Origin of the sequence: Pseudomonas baetica (assembly GCF_002813455.1) — a bacterium.
GTDB classification, from domain to species: domain Bacteria; phylum Pseudomonadota; class Gammaproteobacteria; order Pseudomonadales; family Pseudomonadaceae; genus Aquipseudomonas; species Aquipseudomonas baetica.
This window is the reverse complement of sequence record NZ_PHHE01000001.1, coordinates 3980454-3997937: the sequence shown is the minus strand read 5'-3', so window position 1 is coordinate 3997937 and position 17484 is coordinate 3980454. Positions and strand designations below refer to the sequence as shown.

Genomic DNA, 17484 nt, shown 5'->3' with positions numbered 1-17484 from the left:
CAGGCCATCATTTAAACAAAGCCGCGACTTGCCGACTAACGGTCACCGCTGTAGCCCGCTGAAACCGGTACAGATGGCATTTCGACAGGATGTTGACGTCAATCATCTGCCAAACGGGCGTTAACAAAATTCCCCTCTACGCTTATAAAGGCCGCCCCAAAACGCGCGAGCTAGAGCTTCTGGCACGTGCGTGCAGTGAAACTTGAGTGGAAGAACCGACATGATCGATCTCGCAACCTGGAACCTCAGCGTTCCCGTTGGCAGCCCGCCCTACACCGTCGAAACCTCCAAACTGGTGAACGGCTTCAAGGATCAGTACTTCCATTCCGACACCTGCACCTTGTTCTTCTGGTCACCGGTGACCGGGTCGAAAACCGAAAACGCCATCTACCCGCGCACGGAACTGCGCGAGACCTTCAGCAACGGCACCCTGCGCAACTGGTACTACCCCGATGCCGACAATTCACTGCGCGCCACCGTGACGGTGAACAAAGTACCCAGCTCCGGCAAAATCGTCATCGGCCAGATCCACGCTTACGAAAGCCAGAAGCCGATGGTCAAACTCGAATACCAATACAAGACCAAAACCGAAACCGGCAACCTGGTCATGAAAGTGCGCATGCACCCGGATGACGACGAAAGCCGCGTCATTACCCTGGCGACCGGAATCAAACTGGATCGCGAATTCAACTACCTCATCCACTTGAGCCCCGGTGGCGCGCTCGGCATCAGCGCGGCGGGTTATCAGTGGGACAGCCAGATCAGTGCGACCTGGCGCAATAAACCGCTGTATTTCAAGGCCGGGGTGTATGTGCAGGACAACACCGGGTACACCAGCGAAGGTGGCCAGGTGACTTTCAGCAAACTCGACATCGATCACGACAAATAACCCGGACACCCCTGTAGGAGCGGCCCAAGCCTTCGGCAGCTCCTACATTTAAACGGTGTTGTTTAGATCTGTCGGCGGTTACTTCCGGATGCCTACAACAGCTTGCGTCGTTGCCTACCACTGCGCCAGAATCCGCCGGCTTGTGCGCCTGGCGGGCCATCGGTAACTTGATTCGCATCACTGATTTCCAGTGATCGGGTTTAGTAGCCCGTGGTTTCAAGCTTGGTGCACATGCATCTGTCAGTCAGGGATTTCGATTCCTGCGCTTGATGGTAGCTGTGCGCAGGGCACCTTCGGGTGCGCCGGCTTGCTCGAAACCCCGGTCTACTAACCTGCGTACAGTTGCCTCCACTTTGATTAGTAGCCAGAGCGGGGGCACTCCAATCAGGTTTCGAGCAAATGACTAAATCAACGCCACACCCACCGGTCACCGACCCGGCCTCCCCCTACGAATCCCTCAACTCAAAAAAACTCCACGACGCCGCCGAGCGCGCCCTGGACCACTACCTCACCCCCGCCGCCCAGATCATGGCCAGCACCAACAAACCCGAACCCATGTACCTCGCCAACCCGAAGTACAACACCGAATCCCTGCTGGCCAACGCCAGTGAAACCCTGGGTTCAGCCAGCGAAATGCTCAACAACTTCGCCGCGATGCTCGACACCTCACACCGCAAGACAGCGCTGGGCATTGCGCAGGTGGTAATGCTGGGTGAACTGGCAGTGAATCAGGCGCTGGATCATGTGGAGTTAAAGGAGAAGTGATCGCACGGATAAACAACGCGGGCGAACGGGTCCCACGAAAATCCGCCTTCGTACAGTCTGACTCAGCGGGGTTCAACATCACCGCCTGATCGCTAAACATTAATAATCTGCTGCAAAAAGAACCCGCATTTCTGCGGGTTCTTCAGCGGCGGGCTTACTTCTCCTTCTTCGGTGGAGGAGATGACTGCGGCTTGGGTGCCCTGACTTTCGCAACTATCGGGTTATTTTCCTTGAGATTCGGTTTTGGGCTGTCCGAGTTTTCTTCACTGTTGCTCATCGCCAAGTGCTCCATTACGGGGTGAAGCTTGATCTTTCAAGAATTACTGGACTTCGTCTACTGTCAAACCTGACAGTCCTTGAGAACTATTTAGAATAAACATAAAACAGGTTATCGCCCAATTCGAGCTCAAATTGTACGGCCAAATCGCTCCGTAGCTTTACGGGGACAAATTTCCACTCAAGGAGGATTTTTATTAAACATACAGCATTATCAGAAATACATCAGCTTATTCACCGCGCAAAAAAGACAGTCTTCACTTTAGTAGCAGCAACGTTCTGCCCATTGCCATTGAAATAGGACAATCTCGCCTGATAGGTTCCATAATAAATAACGTTTGCCGCGTAAAGATCAACATATATAAATGCAGGCGTCGTAAACGCAACCGGACTCGCTGAAGATGATTTAATGATAGTTAACGAAACGCTCCCATAGACTTTCCATGGATGGCTCGATCCCGAGAGAGGCTTACCTTGAGCGTCAAGAATCGGGCGCATCATAAGCTCACATTTAAAAGGGTCCTGGAGAAATAAAGGGGGATCCTCAACGGGATGCGCTTCAATCTCAAGTTCAGAGGAAGGACCGCAGCTCGGGTGAAAAACCGTAATCGAACCAGCAGGCGCACCGTTTGGAGCGGGGTCCACTATTGGCCCAATACTAAAGTATTTGTCGTCCAGCAATATAAAAGCCATATTTTTCTCCTGTCTATCAAGATAATCTGCTGCCCACCTATAGAACCTAAACAACAAACCAAAAGAACTGCTGGCAGGCCGCTCTTTTCAACACACCCAAGTGATAGCTCAACCTCAACTGCCTCACAACTGTCATAGTTGACAGTTGACAAAAACCCAAAAACGACCGACAGCCACGACAGTTTCGCAATCCGCACTCTATATTATTGATAATTAACAAAAACCACGACCCGCGCATCCCTGTTAATTTTTTCATTAGCAGGAGCTTTGACAATGCCCCCCAAAAAACTGGACGAGCAGGAAAAGAAGATTTTGAAAACTGTAATTTCTAACAGTTGACAAGCGCAGAAAAATTGATAACTTTTGAGTTTCATTTCATTACACAGGATACGCATCATGGAAGCGAAATCCACAACACCACCAACAGAGTCCAACTCTGAAGGTCAAAAAGTGAGCGTTGTTATTGAAAACCTGAGCGTGGAAAATCCAACGCCGGGACACAAATATAAAGATGTGATCGATGGACGCATTTACCAATCTCAAATAGAGACTGGTGATGGTTCATACCGATATTGCTATGAACTCTTAACCGATGAATTAGTTTTCGATTCAAAAAACAAGAACGGCGAATGGATCATCGACGTCAGCATAGTTCGAATCACTGAATAAACCCAACTAATTAAAACGAAAATGATAATTTAATTATTGGGCCTACACATTGCATGCAACCTAGTCCCCCAAATAAAAAACCCGCCTTGTCTCGGCGGGTTTACATACGACCTGAATGCTAATCCTTAGTTAACCTTAGCATTCAACTCACCCTTCAGATAGCGCTAGTATATTGTTTCCAGCGAGATCGGTTTTATCTTCGAAGCGTTACCCGCAGTACCAAACACCTCATAACGAGCGATACACATATCATGCATCGAAGTCACGATGGCGCCGAAAAGGCGCTAGTCCAGCCATCTGCAATTCATGATAAATATATCCGTCCTCTTAACCCGCCCCTTAGACCAGGTTTATGCTAAACCAAAATAAACAGTTTGCGCTTTAGTAGCACCGACGTTCTGCCCATTGCTATCGTGAAATGACAATTTCGCCTGATAAGTTCCATCAACTACAATCCCGATTGCCCGAGGATTAAAGTAAAGAAATAGAGGCTGCGAATATGCACGCAGCGCCGGAGTAGGATTCGCACCCGTTGCGACTAAATTAACAATATTGGGCGAATCGCTCGCAACGACTTCCCATGGATTGCTCGATGCGAGTACAGGCACGCCTTTAGCGTCACGAATCAAGCGCAGCATCAACTGAAATGTAGTACCCGCCCCAAGAGGAAGAGGCGGAGCCTGAACAGGATGAACTTCACATTCTACTTCTTCGACAGAGCCGCAGTGTGTATGGTAAATCGAAGTCGAACCAGCAGGCGCTTTTTGTGGAGCCGGCACCAGTGCTGGCTCTAAACTAAAGCTATCCGCACCCAGCAATTGAAAAGGCATCCTTTTGCTCCTTATTTCAAGATAATTTACTGCCCGCCTCTACAATTAAAACAGCAGAAGGCAGACCATTCTTTCACGCCTCTAAGTGATAACTCAGCCTCAACCGCCTCGCAACTGTCAAACTTGACAGTTGACAAAAACCCAAAAGATGGAAATGAGCCCAATACCTTGTAGACTTACACTCTATCTAATTGATATATGATTTAGGACAAATGGTTATAAACAACCTGAATACTGTTACTTCTAACAGTTGACGAACGCAGAGAAATTGACAACTCTTAAGACTCCAATCTAAAACATAGGAGCAGGAAAGGGGACGGATTTATTTAAGACCATGCGAGATGACTCCATCAAGAACCCGCCCCCGCTTATCCCTTCCCCCTCACTTCTTTAATAGTTAAAACCTTCCGCCTTCGTAGCATTGCCATTAATCAGCACATATTTAATGCGAGATCCTACAGGATAACTCTCGTAGCGCTTATCATCGTCATCCATAAAACGCACCTCCGCACCTCCACCATCAGGCTTTACTTTTATAAAAGAAAACAGTTTGTGAGAAACCGTTATGGCACAGGATTGGGTTATAACACCTTCCTTGTAAGTCTGAACAATAGTCATTTTCCTACCTCACCATTAATATGAAATACATAATATCAGCATAATATCAGGGCAATTTTTTACACCACTCGACCCTCAAAAAAAACAAAAACAGGATAGGTTAGGTTAGGTTAGGTTAGGTTAGGTTAGGTTAGGATATTAATAAATCCGCACCTCTTTCCTAGCTCAATGGACTTGCCCCTACAAAACCGGACACCAACTCCCCGTTAAATTGATGCAACTGCCAAGCGCCTGAACTCCCTCGGTGAGCGATAGTTCAAGGCGCTGTGCGGATGCTGCTCGTTGTAGTGTTCGAAGGCAATTGCCAGGTTACGCAACGCCGTTTCTCGATCCGGTTTGGGCATGTGCGCCACGTAGTCACGCTTGATCGTCTTCACGAAGCTCTCGGCCATGCCATTACTCTGCGGGCTACGCACTGGTGTGGTCACCGGCTGCAAGCCGATCTGCCGAGCAAACAGGCGCGTCTGTTCGGCGGTGTAGGCCGAACCGTTATCGCTGAGCCACTGCACCGGCGTTGCAGGCAGTTGATCACCGAAGCGCTTCTCCACACTTTCCAGCATCAAGTCGCGGATATCATCGCCGCTGTACCCGGTCGGGCTCGCGACCCAGCCGATGGCTTCGCGATCACAGCAGTCCAGGGCGAAGGTCACGCTCAGTTTAGCGCCGTCCTCACAACGGAACTCAAAGCCGTCCGAGCACCAACGCGTATCGCTGGTTTGCACCGCAATACGGCCTTCGTGCCGACGCGGCACGCCGGGTTGTTTGATCCGGCGCTCAAGCAGCAGGTTGTGATCACGCATCACCCGGTAACCTCGCTTCACGTTGATCGCAGGTAGCAGCTGGGTTTCACGGGCGCGACGCAGCAATCCCCAGACTCGACGGTAGCCATAGCTGGGCAGATCGCTGACCTGTTGCTGGATTTCGGCCACCAACTCAGCGTCGTTCACAGGCCTGCTTCGCCGTGTCTTGGGCGATACCGATTGCTTGATTCGAACCGTTAATTGCGAGCGCGCCACACCGAGACATTCGCTGACCAGTTTCACTGGTCGTCCCCCGGCAACAAGGGTGAGTGCGCAATCCATTTTCGCGACCGGGCGATCTCCACGGCCTCTTTGAGGATTTCCGCTTCCATCGTTTTCTTGCCCAGCATCCGTTGCAGTTCACGGATCTGCTTGAGCGCATCGCTCAGCTCTGAGGCCGGTACCACGGCTTCGCCAGCACTGACCGCCGACAGGCTGCCGTCCTGATAGAGCTTGCGCCACAGGAACAACTGGTTGGCATTGATGCCGTTGCGCCGAGCCACGACCGAAACGCTTTGTCCTGGTTCAAGGCTCTCTCGAACCATGGCCAGCTTTTGCTCTGGGCTCCAGCGACGACGCCGCTCCTGGCCCAAAAGCTCACCACTCTTATCGTTGCTATTAGTCATAAACATAACCGTTTGCCTATCCCTTATCGTAAGGGGGAAACGGTGTCCTGTCTTTCATGGGGCTCGTTCAATCAATAAATAGAGACCACTACGTTGTGAAAAAACATCACCGTCTAGAGCTTCACGCTGAAGCCCTATACACAAACCATTTACCACCACCCAAACGTCCAGAACCACCTTACTGTGTTAAATGGACGGCTCTATATTGACCCATTACGTTCTACTACTTCTCGCTTGCAAGGCTAACTGTAAGGTCGCGACTCGTCACCTGTCATAGTTGACAGTCCCTGATATCGATTTGCGATATTAAACACCGCAGATACAAACAAATTAATCAATTTTCCGTAATTCGATCTTTGAGTCTTCAACCGAACCTTTAACGGGACAGATTTATTTATCCCATCTGGCGAACGGTTTTGGATTTGATCATCACAAAACTCAAGTAAAAACATCGATTCCACTGCCATTACGGCATACGGAGAGAGGCCGTTGCAGGCAACCTCTCAGGCCGGATCAGCCGAAACTTTGAAAATCCGAATGACCCCACACCACCATCGAACAAAAAAACATCACACACCTGTCAACTTTGACAGGTGACGAGCCACACCAAGCGCTTTACCCTCACGCAAGAAACAAAAAACAGGTCGGGTCGTTCAAAATCCGTCCCCTTTCCCTACACGGACGTAGGAGGCTATATGCCGAGAACCGCGCGAGTCGTATTACCTCACTATCCCCATCACGTCGTACAACGCGGTCACAACAAGCAGGCCGTGTTCAAAGAACCGGCCGATTTCGAGCGGTATCTCAGCGACCTGTGTGAACTGAAAACCCTACTGGATGTGAAGGTCTATGCCTTCTGCCTGATGACCAACCATGTCCATCTGTTGCTTGCACCTGGCGAGTCAGCAGCCAGCCTCGGGCAATTGATGAAGAGCCTGGCAGCTCGCATGACCCGCTATCGCAACAAGCTCGAGGGACGCTCTGGCACGCTGTGGGAAAGCCGCTACAAATCCAGCGTCGTTCAAACCGATACCTATTTGTTGGCGTGCTGCCGATATATAGAGCTGAATCCAGTGCGTGCTCAAATAGTCGAGCATGCGCAAGACTATAGATGGTCGAGCCTGCAAGTGAGACTGAACGCAACGGAAGAGACTAATTGGCTGGATGACTATCCCGGTTTCACAGATCTAGGGCCAACCGTGGCCATCCGCAATGATCGCTACATCGAGTTCATGAAGCAGCCCCCACCATCACAGGAGCTGGAATTGATAAGAAGTGCGCTACAGCGTGGTCAATTGACGGGCAATTCGCAGTTCACTGCTGAGATTGAAGTTATTACCGGGTTGCACATATCAAATCGGCCTAGGGGGAGACCAGCGAAATGCATAGTAGAAACATAAGAAATTCATAAAAAGGGGGTGGAATTACGGTAAATAAATCCGCCCCTTACACCTAAGATTCGCAGTCAACACTCTTGCCTCTGGCTAATACCTCCCCGTGCAGAGTGCGTAGAACCTTCACCTCCAAGTCATCAGCATGGCCACCATAGCCAAGCTGGGTGCGCTTGCGCGCAACGCGCCATGCCTGACGTACAAAAAAGAAACTCGCAATTGGGCGGGTTTCATTGTCGAATATTTGACAAGTAAAGAAGAGGCTATGAAACTTTTTACGTTTTTTTTACCACGGCATGTTCGGAAGTGCTCCAACCACCTTTTTCGCACCCACACGTACAAAATTTTCCTGGCTGATGATTCCACATACCCGTATCTTCGCTATATGTCGGGGGGATGTGTCGCGTCATTAGTGGTGTATCGGGTGTAGAAGGCAAAGCCCCCCCTGTATTTCCGCTTAAACCACTTACAACATAATCATATTTATGATCAAAATCTCCAGCTGCCATTTTTTATCCCTCGCATCATTGAGTTTACAAAGGGGACAGTTTTATTATCCCCCATTCTTCTGCGGCTCATATGCAAGGCTAGATTGAACAACACGTGCAGTCACCTGTCATAGTTGACAGGGCTTAATATTATTTAGCTATATTAAAAATGTGAAAAGCTAACATAAGATGAGTAACGGGAAGGATTTATTTAATCCGAATCAGCGGCTCAACACTCAAGATAAATAAATCCGTCCCCTTACCCGTCCTTAGCCCATCGTCCAAAGGGGACGGATTTATTTACCCTCCCACTCTTCTGCTGCACGTATACGAGATTAGATTGAAGGTCCCGGATCGTCAACTGTCATAGTTGACAGCCCCTAATATCGTTTTGCGATATTAAGCATACGAAGAGCGAACAAATCATAATCCTCAAGGGGACAGATTTATTTAACTCACTTCTGGTAGATTCATTGTCATTTAACAAATCCGCCCTCTTAACCTTCTTTTCTATCTCACAATTCATAAAATATAAAACTATCACTCGCTATAAGATATATCGCAAAACATTATTAAAAACTGTCAGATATTACAGGTCTACCCCACAAAAGAAACACTTAACATCCCTCACGCCACAAGCAGACAAAGAAGACACTTGACTGGAACTGCCTTATTTATACAGGCAAGCTCCTACCAACATTTACAAGGAGTAATAACCATGGCGAATGAAACCGTTATCAACAACATTTCGAAGGACGTAAGTGGAAATTATGTTATTTCCGGGACGTCCAAGCCCAACAGCATCGTTTACGTTACCGTTACAGGCGGCGTTCCTACCTTAGGATCAGGAAATTCCTGGGCAAACGGTGGCTATAGCTTTCAAATTAATTTCCCGAAATCCGGAAAATACGCGGTTGTTGCGGAAGCATTGATCAATGGTGCACCTGACAATACAAAATGGTCAGCTCCATACAACATCACTGTTTGAAAACAATAAATCCTACGCCGCCTTATTTAATAAGCTGTAAAAAAACCGCCTTTCAGGCGGTTTTTTATTTACGCTGTTTAACGCTCAGGTTCAGTTAACCTTGGCGTTCAACTCACCCTTCAGATAACGCTGGTACATCGCTTCCAGCGAGATCGGTTTGATCTTCGAAGCGTTACCCGCAGTACCAAACGCTTCATAACGAGCGATACATACGTCGCGCATTGCAGTCACGGTGGCGCCGAAGAATTTACGTGGGTCGAATTCGCTCGGGTTGGTGGCCATCAGGCGACGCATGGCGCCGGTGGAGGCCAAGCGCAGGTCGGTGTCGATGTTGACCTTGCGCACGCCGTACTTGATGCCTTCGACGATTTCTTCACCGGTACACCGAGCGCGGGGGGTTGAGTCAACTCCGCGATGGATAAAATGTTTCGCATGCGCTACATTTAAAATCAAATGTTACGGTAGCGGAACATGGATCACTCTCTTTTGATTAGCCGGCTCGGCACCCAACTACGCGAGAAACGTATCAATCGCGGCCTGACGCAAGCACAGCTCGCCGACCTCGCGGGATTGACACGGTACAAAGTCATCGCAGTGGAAAAAGGCACTCTTTCTGTCGGCATGATCGCTTATGCGCGCGTCTTGGGAGCTCTGGATTGCGAGCTCGCAGTCGTCCCCGCCGTGATGCCGACACTCGAAGAGCTTGGGGATCTATTCGAATGAAAATGACCTCTCTGAAAGTCAGCACGCCTGAGGGCAATAGCGGCAGGCTTTTTAGCGATGCCGAGAACTTCACTTTCCGTTATCACGAAGATGCATCGCCCAAAATTGCGATCAGTCTGTCGATGCCAGTAAGACATGACGAATATCGCAGGCGCGAACTCCACCCGGTTTTTCAGATGAACCTGCCCGAAGGCTATGTTTTAGAGCAACTGCGTAATCGATTGGCCAAGACAGTGAATGTCGACCCGATGCTGTTACTGGCGCTCTCCGGCAGCTCTTCGCCCATTGGCAGGCTTCAAGTGCGTTCTGAAACTGTTGACGCTTTGCTGGAGGAGCAACAATTCCCGGGCGAAAACCTCGAAGAGATTCTGACGTGGGACGGCACGGAAGACATCTTCGCTGACATGCTTGATCGCTATATCCTGCGTGCGGGCATTTCAGGCGTTCAACCCAAGGTGCTGGTACCGGAACGTCAGCAAATCGAATGGCCACGAGTGACATCGAAAACCTCTGAGCTGATCATCAAAAGTGGCCGCGATGAATTCCCGGGCCTGGCAATCAATGAATTCCTTTGCATGTCCATGGCGAAAGACGCGGGTATTCCCGTTCCACCGTTTTATCTTTCCGACAACGCCAAGCTGTTTGTCATGCGCCGCTTTGACCGCGACGACCAGCTCAATCCGATTGGTTTTGAAGACATGGCAGCGCTGATGGGGCTATCGGCTAACCAGAAGTACAGCAAGAGTTATGCGGCAATCGCCAAGGCCATACGTGTGTACTGCCCGCCTGAGCATCTGCGCTCCTCCCTTGACCAACTCTTCGATAGCGTCGCCCTGAGTTGCATCGTCGGGAATGGCGACGCACATTTGAAAAACTTCGGATTGCTCTATTCCGAACCGACACAGCGCGATGCGCATCTGGCGCCGGCTTACGACATCGTCAACACCACGGCCTATATTCCGGAAGATGTTTTGGCTCTGGATCTGGCAGGCAACAAGTCAATGTTCGCTTCGCGGCAAGGGCTACTGGAGTTTGCGCATACCTGTGAGATCGATCATCCCAAGGAGCGCATCCAAAGATTGCTGGCGTCGGTTGAAGCCGTACTTGGGCACTATCCTCAATATCGCGAACAGGCGCCCCATGTAGTCAGCGCCATTGAGCGAGCGGCAGCGCCTTTTTCTCTGACTTTTGGATAACTCAATACAGCGAGTAAACACCGCCCACAAAAAACCCGTCTCACGACGGGTTTCTTGATTCAGCGATTCAACACTCAGGCTTTAGTTAACCTTGGCATTCAACTCACCGTTCAGATAACGCTGGTACATCGCTTCCAGCGAGATCGGTTTGATCTTCGAAGCATTGCCGGCGGTACCGAACGCCTCATAACGCGCGATACATACGTCGCGCATTGCAGTCACGGTGGCGCCGAAGAATTTACGTGGGTCGAATTCGCTCGGGTTGGTGGCCATCAGGCGACGCATGGCGCCGGTGGAGGCCAGGCGCAGGTCGGTGTCGATGTTGACCTTGCGCACGCCGTACTTGATGCCTTCGACGATTTCTTCAACCGGTACGCCGTAGGTTTCTTTGATGTCGCCGCCGTACTGGTTGATGATCGCCAGCCACTCTTGTGGCACCGACGAGGAACCGTGCATCACCAGGTGGGTGTTCGGGATGCGTTTGTGGATTTCCTTGATGCGGTCGATGGCCAGCACGTCACCGGTAGGTGGCTTGGTGAACTTGTACGCGCCGTGGCTGGTGCCAATGGCGATGGCCAGGGCATCCACCTGAGTGCGTTTAACGAAGTCAGCGGCTTCTTCCGGATCGGTCAGCATTTGGCTGTGATCCAGAACGCCTTCGGCGCCGATGCCGTCTTCTTCACCGGCCATGCCGGTTTCCAGCGAACCCAGGCAGCCCAGCTCGCCTTCTACCGAAACGCCGCAGGCGTGCGCCATGGCTACGGTTTGTTGGGTCACGCGGACGTTGTAGTCGTAGTCGGTCGGGGTCTTGCCGTCTTCGCCGAGGGAACCGTCCATCATTACCGAGCTGAAGCCCAGTTGAATCGAGCGCTGGCAGACGTCAGGGCTGGTGCCGTGGTCCTGGTGCATGCACACCGGGATGTGCGGGAATTCTTCGATCGCGGCCAGGATCAGGTGACGCAGGAATGGCGCGCCAGCGTATTTACGGGCGCCGGCCGAAGCCTGGACGATCACCGGGGAGTCAGTCTTGTCAGCGGCTTCCATGATGGCGCGCATCTGCTCAAGGTTGTTGACGTTGAAAGCTGGAACGCCGTAGCCGAACTCGGCTGCGTGGTCCAACATCTGGCGCATGCTGATAAGTGCCATTGTGTGTGTCTCTCCCGGTTTGGGTCGTTAATCGTGCCAGCCTGCCGGAGCGGCGGCGGCTATTCAAGTGATTGCAGATCGGGGGTCGAGGCCCGGTCTGGTGATTCGGTGTTACCAAAACTGTGTGAACAACAGAGAACCCCTGTGGGAGCGAGCCTGCTCGCGAAAGCGGTCTTACAGACACTCCATCATCGACGGCATGATTGCTTTCGCGAGCAAGCCCGCTCCCACATTTGGATCTGTGGTGTTGCAATTACTCGGCTTTGCAGCCGCGGCCAATCAAGTCATTGGTGGCGACCCAGTACACCAGGCCTTCCTCGCCCTTGAGGTGAAACGCCAGCATGCCGTCGCTGTACAGCGTGCCCGAGGCGCCCGGCTCTTCTTTCAGGCGATAGACCTGATCACCGCCGCCCAGTCGAACATCGACTTCTTTCTGGCCGGCATCGGCGTAACGCCACAGCACTTTGGCCTGGCTGTCGCAGGTCCAGGTGGTCCAGTTATCCGCAGGGGCGGACGACTGGAACAGGTTCAACTGCGCGCAACCGCCCAACAATGCCAGCGCCGCAATGGCGATCAAGCCTTTCATCCGTGTTCCTCGACTGACGGCGCATGCCGCCAGCCCTGAGTTAAAGAGTCAGACCCGTCAAGGACAACCATGTTCCTTGGCCGGGGTTTGCGTCTCGTATTTGTCCAGCCCGTCCGGCCCGGAACGCTTGTTCAGCACCGGGTTGGTTTCGGCCTGCCAGTCGGCCTGGTAGCAGCCTTTCTGTACTTCGCTGGGCGCCGGTGTCGCTTCGGCTTTGGGGTTACTCCCGCAGGCCGCCAACGTACCGGTCAGCAACAACAATGCTAACGACTTGACCATGTGACCACTCCTTTGCCTGGCCAAACGGGTGGCCTCAGGCCTTGGCCCGGCTTTCCAGGACTTCGACGGCTGGCAGAACCTTGCCTTCGACGAATTCGAGGAACGCGCCACCACCGGTGGAAATGTAGGAGATTTGCTCAGCCACGCCATATTTATCGATGGCGGCCAGGGTGTCGCCACCGCCAGCGATCGAGAATGCCGAGCTTTCAGCGATGGCCTGGGCCAGCACCTTAGTGCCGTTGCCGAACTGGTCGAACTCGAACACGCCAACCGGGCCGTTCCACAGAATGGTCTTGGACGATTTCAGCAGTTCAGCGAAGTTGGCTGCGGTCTGCGGGCCGATGTCCAGAATCATGTCGTCGGCAGCGACGTCAGCGATCAGCTTGACGGTGGCTTCAGCGCTTTCCGCGAACTCCTTGGCGCACACCACATCGACCGGCAGCGGCACGCTGACCTTGGCGGCGATGGCGCGGGCGGTGTCGAGCAGGTCCGGCTCGTACAGCGACTTGCCGACCGGGTGACCAGCTGCGGCAAGAAAAGTGTTGGCGATGCCGCCGCCGACGATCAATTGATCGCAGATCTGGCTCAGGCTGTTCAGCACGTCGAGTTTGGTCGACACCTTGGAGCCGGCAACAATGGCAGCCATTGGCTTGGCCGGAGCACCCAGGGCTTTGCCCAATGCATCCAGCTCAGCGGCCAGCAGCGGGCCGGCAGCGGCGACCTTGGCGAACTTGGCCACGCCGTGGGTCGAGCCTTCGGCGCGGTGAGCAGTGCCGAACGCATCCATTACGAACACGTCGCACAGGGCGGCGTATTGCTGGGCCAGTTCGTCAGCGTTCTTTTTCTCGCCCTTGTTGAAGCGCACGTTTTCGAACAGCACGATGTCGCCGGCCTTGACGTCAACGCCGCCCAGGTAATCGGCCACCAGCGGCACTTCGCGGCCCAGGGCCTTGCTCAGGTAGTCGGCGACTGGCTTGAGGCTGTTCTCTGCGGAGAACTCGCCTTCGGTCGGACGACCCAGGTGCGAGCAGACCATCACCGCCGCACCTTTTTCCAGGGCCAGCTTGATGGTCGGCAGCGAAGCCAGGATACGCGCGTCGCTGGTGACAACACCGTCCTTGACTGGGACGTTGAGGTCTTCGCGGATCAATACGCGCTTACCTTGCAGATCGAGGTCGGACATCTTCAACACGGTCATGGGTCGCACTTCCTACGGTTTTTTTGAAGTTGCTGTTTGCAGATAGTGGTCTGCAACGTCCAGCATTCGGTTGGCAAAACCCCATTCGTTGTCGAACCAGGCCAGGATGTTCACCAGTTTTGGGCCGGAAACACGGGTCTGACTGGCATCGACGATGGCCGAATGTGGGTCATGGTTGAAATCACAGCTGGCGTGAGGCAATTCGGTGTAGGCCAACAAACCTTTGAGCGGGCCGCTGGTGGCAGCCTCGCGCAGGATCCGGTTGACCTCATTGGCGTCGGTCGCCGTGGCGGTCTGCATCGTGATGTCGAGGCAGGACACGTTGACCGTCGGCACGCGTACGGCTTTGGCCTGAATTCGCCCGGCAAGTTCCGGCAACAGACGCTCGATACCGCGCGCCAGACCAGTGGACACCGGGATCACCGACTGGAACGCCGAACGGGTGCGGCGCAGGTCTTCGTGGTGATAGGCGTCGATCACCGGCTGATCGTTCATCGCCGAGTGAATCGTGGTGATCGACACGTAATCGAGGCCGATCGCCTTGTCCAGCAGACGCAACAGCGGCACGCCGCAGTTGGTGGTGCAGGAGGCGTTGGACACCAGCAACTCGTCGCCGGTCAGGCAATCCTGATTGACGCCGTAAACGATGGTGGCGTCGACATCCGCCTCGCTGGCCATCGGCTGCGAGAACAGGACACGTGGCGCGCCGGCGTCGAGGAAACGCTGGCCGTCTTCACGGGTGTTGTAGGCACCGGAGCATTCGAGCACCAGATCGACGCCCAGCGACGCCCAATCGATGCCTTCGGGGGTGGCACTGCGCAGAACCTTCACGCAGTCGCCATTAATATGCAGACAGTCGCCCTCGACCCGCACTTCGCCGGGAAAGCGGCCGTGGGTGGAGTCGAAGCGTGTCAGGTATTCGATGCTGGCCATGTCGGCCAGATCGTTGATTGCGACAATTTCAAACCCGGCTTTTTCGCCTCGCTCAAACAACGCACGCAAGACGCAACGACCAATCCGGCCGTAGCCGTTGAGTGCAACTTTGTAAGGACGCGGTTGAGGCATGGGGTTCTCGATTACCGTGGTGAATCAGGCAGTGCGATGTTGCCCGAACCAACGCTTTCGCGAGCAGGCTCGCTCCCACAGGGAAACGCGTTCCAATGTGGGAGCGAGCCTGCTCGCGAAGGCGTCAGCTCAGACGACACCTGATCTGGATCAGTCTTCCAGCAGCTCTTCAGCCTGACCCAGGATGTTTTCCAGGGTGAAGCCGAACTCTTCGAACAGCGCTGGCGCAGGCGCCGACTCACCGTAAGTGGTCATGCCGATCACGCGACCTTCCAGACCCACGTACTTGAACCAGAAGTCGGCGTGAGCCGCTTCGATCGCAATACGTGCGCTGACTTGCAGCGGCAGAACCGACTGCTTGTAGCCGGCGTCCTGAGCGTCGAACACGCTGGTGCAAGGCATCGAAACCACGCGCACCTTGCGGCCCTGCTCGGTCAGTTTGTCGTAGGCCTGAACAGCCAGACCCACTTCCGAACCGGTGGCGATCAGGATCAGCTCAGGCTCGCCTGCGCAGTCCTTCAGCACGTAGCCACCGCGGCTGATGTCGGCGATCTGGCCGGCATCGCGCTCTTGGTGCTGCAGGTTCTGACGCGAGAAGATCAGCGCCGATGGGCCGTCTTTACGCTCCAGAGCGTTTTTCCAGGCCACTGCCGATTCCACGGCATCGGCTGGACGCCAGGTGTCGAGGTTCGGTGTGGTGCGCAGGCTGGTCAGTTGTTCGATCGGCTGGTGCGTCGGGCCGTCTTCGCCCAGACCGATGGAGTCGTGGGTGTAGACGTGGATCACGCGCTTCTTCATCAGCGCCGACATGCGCACGGCGTTGCGGGCGTATTCCATGAACATCAGGAAGGTCGCGCCGTAAGGCACCAGGCCACCGTGCAGAGTGACGCCGTTCATGATGGCGGTCATGCCGAATTCGCGCACGCCGTAGTACATGTAGTTGCCGCTGGCATCTTCAGCGCTGACGCCTTTGCAACCTTTCCACAAGGTCAGGTTGGAACCGGCGAGGTCAGCCGAACCGCCAAGCAGTTCCGGCAGCAACGGGCCGAAGGCGTTCAGGGTGTTCTGGCTGGCTTTACGGCTGGCGATGGTTTCGCCTTTGGCAGCGACTTCAGCGATGTAGGCCGAGGCTTTTTCCGAGAAGTCGGACGGCAGCTCGCCGCTCAGACGACGGATCAGTTCGTTGGCTTCGGTCGGGAATGCGGCAGAGTAAGCAGCGAAACGCTGATCCCACTCGGCTTCAACAGCGCGGCCAGCTTCTTTGGCATCCCATTCGGCGTAGATGTCGGCCGGGATTTCGAACGGGCCGTGGTTCCAGTTCAGCGCCTGACGGGTCAGAGCGATTTCCGCGTCACCCAGTGGGGCGCCGTGGCAGTCTTCTTTACCCTGCTTGTTCGGCGAACCGAAACCGATGGTGGTCTTGCAGCAGATCAGGGTCGGCTGCGCGCTCTTGCGAGCGGTTTCAATGGCGGTCTTGATCTCTTCCGGATCGTGACCGTCGACGTTGCGGATCACTTGCCAGTTGTAGGCTTCGAAACGCTTCGGGGTGTCATCGGTGAACCAGCCTTCGACTTCGCCGTCGATGGAGATGCCGTTGTCATCGTAGAAAGCGATCAGCTTGCCCAGGCCCAGAGTACCGGCCAGGGAAGCGACTTCGTGGGAAATGCCTTCCATCATGCAGCCATCACCCAGGAACACGTAGGTGTGGTGGTCAACGATGTTGTGGCTCGGACGGTTGAACTGCGCCGCCAGGACTTTTTCTGCCAGGGCAAAACCCACAGCGTTGGCCAGACCCTGACCCAGCGGGCCGGTGGTGGTTTCAACGCCCGGGGTGTAACCGAATTCCGGGTGGCCCGGGGTACGGCTGTGCAGTTGACGGAATTGCTTGAGGTCTTCGATCGACAGGTCGTAACCGGTCAGGTGCAGCAGCGAGTAGATCAACATCGAGCCGTGGCCGTTGGACAGCACGAAGCGGTCACGGTCGGCGAACGATGGGTTGCTCGGGTTGTGCTTGAGGTAGTCGCGCCAAAGCACTTCGGCGATATCTGCCATACCCATAGGGGCACCGGGATGGCCGCTGTTGGCTTTTTGCACGGCATCCATGCTGAGGGCACGAATGGCGTTGGCACGCTCACGACGGCTAGGCATCGCTGATCTCCTGGGTGTGAATAAACTGGAACGGAAAAAAGGAGGGCATTTTCCCTCACCGGAGCGCCTCGGGGCAATGACAGATAGTCATGCAGAGGCCTTTTTCCAAT

Annotated in this window: 17 protein-coding genes and 2 pseudogenes; 7 read left to right on the top strand and 12 right to left on the bottom strand. The window is 53.8% G+C overall.

The window, feature by feature from the left end; all coding sequences use genetic code 11:
* Positions 1 to 220 precede the first annotated feature (220 nt).
* Positions 221 to 889 carry a polysaccharide lyase family 7 protein gene (locus ATI02_RS18350; protein ID WP_100846992.1) on the top strand — a complete coding sequence of 223 codons (669 nt, stop codon included), beginning with the start codon at positions 221 to 223 and terminating at the stop codon, positions 887 to 889.
* Positions 890 to 1288: 399 nt separating this feature from the next.
* Entirely contained in the window at positions 1289 to 1654 is a 366-nt protein-coding gene (locus ATI02_RS18345) for a DUF6124 family protein (RefSeq protein ID WP_100846991.1), read from the top strand.
* Between the two features lie 510 nt (positions 1655 to 2164).
* Here the strand turns inward: ATI02_RS18345 and ATI02_RS18340 are convergent.
* A complete protein-coding gene (locus ATI02_RS18340) occupies positions 2165 to 2623 on the bottom strand; it encodes a hypothetical protein (protein ID WP_100846990.1) in 459 nt (152 codons plus the stop codon).
* Positions 2624 to 3019: 396 nt separating this feature from the next.
* Between ATI02_RS18340 and ATI02_RS18330 the strand changes: the two genes are divergently transcribed.
* Complete coding sequence (locus ATI02_RS18330; protein WP_100846988.1) at positions 3020 to 3292, top strand: hypothetical protein; 273 nt, start codon at positions 3020 to 3022, stop codon at positions 3290 to 3292.
* Between the two features lie 164 nt (positions 3293 to 3456).
* On the opposite strand, the pseudogene ATI02_RS18325 reads toward ATI02_RS18330, so the two are convergent.
* The 4 genes and pseudogenes from ATI02_RS18325 to ATI02_RS18320 form a co-directional block, all read right to left on the bottom strand.
* Positions 3457 to 3552 (bottom strand): annotated as a pseudogene (locus ATI02_RS18325) (class II fructose-bisphosphate aldolase); the annotation flags it as partial.
* Positions 3553 to 3642: 90 nt separating this feature from the next.
* Positions 3643 to 4122, bottom strand: coding sequence for a hypothetical protein (locus ATI02_RS32055; RefSeq protein ID WP_146166130.1), 480 nt, complete (start codon positions 4120 to 4122; stop codon positions 3643 to 3645).
* Between the two features lie 390 nt (positions 4123 to 4512).
* On the bottom strand, positions 4513 to 4740 hold the full coding sequence (locus tag ATI02_RS32050; RefSeq protein WP_146166131.1) for a hypothetical protein: 228 nt from the start codon (positions 4738 to 4740) through the stop codon (positions 4513 to 4515).
* A 206-nt stretch (positions 4741 to 4946) separates the two neighbouring features.
* Positions 4947 to 6166 (bottom strand): IS3 family transposase gene (locus ATI02_RS18320; RefSeq protein WP_425273621.1). Its coding sequence is split into 2 segments (ribosomal slippage): positions 4947 to 5821 and positions 5821 to 6166, totalling 1221 coding nucleotides; the frame shifts between segments, so codons are not numbered across the junction.
* 695 nt (positions 6167 to 6861) lie between these two features.
* Between ATI02_RS18320 and ATI02_RS18315 the strand changes: the two genes are divergently transcribed.
* Both ATI02_RS18315 and ATI02_RS32045 read left to right on the top strand, forming a co-directional pair.
* Positions 6862 to 7566, top strand: a complete 705-nt coding sequence (locus ATI02_RS18315) for a transposase (protein WP_100846986.1) — start codon at positions 6862 to 6864, stop codon at positions 7564 to 7566.
* A gap of 1197 nt (positions 7567 to 8763) precedes the next feature.
* On the top strand, positions 8764 to 9033 hold the full coding sequence (locus ATI02_RS32045) for a hypothetical protein (protein ID WP_146166132.1): 270 nt from the start codon (positions 8764 to 8766) through the stop codon (positions 9031 to 9033).
* A 90-nt stretch (positions 9034 to 9123) separates the two neighbouring features.
* Here ATI02_RS32045 and ATI02_RS18310 read toward each other — a convergent pair.
* Positions 9124 to 9408, bottom strand: a pseudogene (locus ATI02_RS18310) (class II fructose-bisphosphate aldolase); the annotation flags it as partial.
* A gap of 96 nt (positions 9409 to 9504) precedes the next feature.
* Between ATI02_RS18310 and ATI02_RS18305 the strand changes: the two are divergent.
* Positions 9505 to 9756, top strand: a complete 252-nt coding sequence (locus tag ATI02_RS18305) for a helix-turn-helix domain-containing protein (protein ID WP_095187079.1) — start codon at positions 9505 to 9507, stop codon at positions 9754 to 9756.
* On the top strand, positions 9753 to 10952 hold the full coding sequence (locus tag ATI02_RS18300) for a type II toxin-antitoxin system HipA family toxin (RefSeq protein WP_095187078.1): 1200 nt from the start codon (positions 9753 to 9755) through the stop codon (positions 10950 to 10952). Before ATI02_RS18305 ends, ATI02_RS18300 begins: the two co-directional genes overlap by 4 nt.
* Positions 10953 to 11033: 81 nt before the next feature.
* Here ATI02_RS18300 and fba read toward each other — a convergent pair whose 3' ends face one another.
* From fba to tkt, 6 genes are all read right to left on the bottom strand, one after another.
* Positions 11034 to 12098, bottom strand: coding sequence for a class II fructose-bisphosphate aldolase (fba, locus tag ATI02_RS18295; RefSeq protein WP_100846985.1), 1065 nt, complete (start codon positions 12096 to 12098; stop codon positions 11034 to 11036).
* A 253-nt stretch (positions 12099 to 12351) separates the two neighbouring features.
* Entirely contained in the window at positions 12352 to 12684 is a 333-nt protein-coding gene (locus tag ATI02_RS18290; RefSeq protein WP_095187077.1) for an MliC family protein, read from the bottom strand.
* 57 nt (positions 12685 to 12741) lie between these two features.
* Positions 12742 to 12963 carry a hypothetical protein gene (locus ATI02_RS18285; protein ID WP_095187076.1) on the bottom strand — a complete coding sequence of 74 codons (222 nt, stop codon included), beginning with the start codon at positions 12961 to 12963 and terminating at the stop codon, positions 12742 to 12744.
* Between the two features lie 34 nt (positions 12964 to 12997).
* Positions 12998 to 14161, bottom strand: coding sequence for a phosphoglycerate kinase (locus ATI02_RS18280; protein ID WP_095187075.1), 1164 nt, complete (start codon positions 14159 to 14161; stop codon positions 12998 to 13000).
* Positions 14162 to 14173: 12 nt separating this feature from the next.
* On the bottom strand, positions 14174 to 15226 hold the full coding sequence (gene epd / locus ATI02_RS18275; protein ID WP_095187074.1) for an erythrose-4-phosphate dehydrogenase: 1053 nt from the start codon (positions 15224 to 15226) through the stop codon (positions 14174 to 14176).
* A 150-nt stretch (positions 15227 to 15376) separates the two neighbouring features.
* Positions 15377 to 17374, bottom strand: a complete 1998-nt coding sequence (tkt, locus tag ATI02_RS18270; RefSeq protein ID WP_095187073.1) for a transketolase — start codon at positions 17372 to 17374, stop codon at positions 15377 to 15379.
* Positions 17375 to 17484: the final 110 nt, after the last annotated feature.

Coding starts and splice junctions, on each gene's coding strand:
- ATI02_RS18350 (WP_100846992.1), top strand. CDS start 221: ATGATCGATCTCGCAACCTGGAACCTCAGCGTTCCCGTTGGCAGCCCG.
- ATI02_RS18345 (WP_100846991.1), top strand. CDS start 1,289: ATGACTAAATCAACGCCACACCCACCGGTCACCGACCCGGCCTCCCCC.
- ATI02_RS18340 (WP_100846990.1), bottom strand. CDS start 2,623: ATGGCTTTTATATTGCTGGACGACAAATACTTTAGTATTGGGCCAATA.
- ATI02_RS18330 (WP_100846988.1), top strand. CDS start 3,020: ATGGAAGCGAAATCCACAACACCACCAACAGAGTCCAACTCTGAAGGT.
- ATI02_RS32055 (WP_146166130.1), bottom strand. CDS start 4,122: ATGCCTTTTCAATTGCTGGGTGCGGATAGCTTTAGTTTAGAGCCAGCA.
- ATI02_RS32050 (WP_146166131.1), bottom strand. CDS start 4,740: ATGACTATTGTTCAGACTTACAAGGAAGGTGTTATAACCCAATCCTGT.
- ATI02_RS18315 (WP_100846986.1), top strand. CDS start 6,862: ATGCCGAGAACCGCGCGAGTCGTATTACCTCACTATCCCCATCACGTC.
- ATI02_RS32045 (WP_146166132.1), top strand. CDS start 8,764: ATGGCGAATGAAACCGTTATCAACAACATTTCGAAGGACGTAAGTGGA.
- ATI02_RS18305 (WP_095187079.1), top strand. CDS start 9,505: ATGGATCACTCTCTTTTGATTAGCCGGCTCGGCACCCAACTACGCGAG.
- ATI02_RS18300 (WP_095187078.1), top strand. CDS start 9,753: ATGAAAATGACCTCTCTGAAAGTCAGCACGCCTGAGGGCAATAGCGGC.
- fba (WP_100846985.1), bottom strand. CDS start 12,098: ATGGCACTTATCAGCATGCGCCAGATGTTGGACCACGCAGCCGAGTTC.
- ATI02_RS18290 (WP_095187077.1), bottom strand. CDS start 12,684: ATGAAAGGCTTGATCGCCATTGCGGCGCTGGCATTGTTGGGCGGTTGC.
- ATI02_RS18285 (WP_095187076.1), bottom strand. CDS start 12,963: ATGGTCAAGTCGTTAGCATTGTTGTTGCTGACCGGTACGTTGGCGGCC.
- ATI02_RS18280 (WP_095187075.1), bottom strand. CDS start 14,161: ATGACCGTGTTGAAGATGTCCGACCTCGATCTGCAAGGTAAGCGCGTA.
- epd (WP_095187074.1), bottom strand. CDS start 15,226: ATGCCTCAACCGCGTCCTTACAAAGTTGCACTCAACGGCTACGGCCGG.
- tkt (WP_095187073.1), bottom strand. CDS start 17,374: ATGCCTAGCCGTCGTGAGCGTGCCAACGCCATTCGTGCCCTCAGCATG.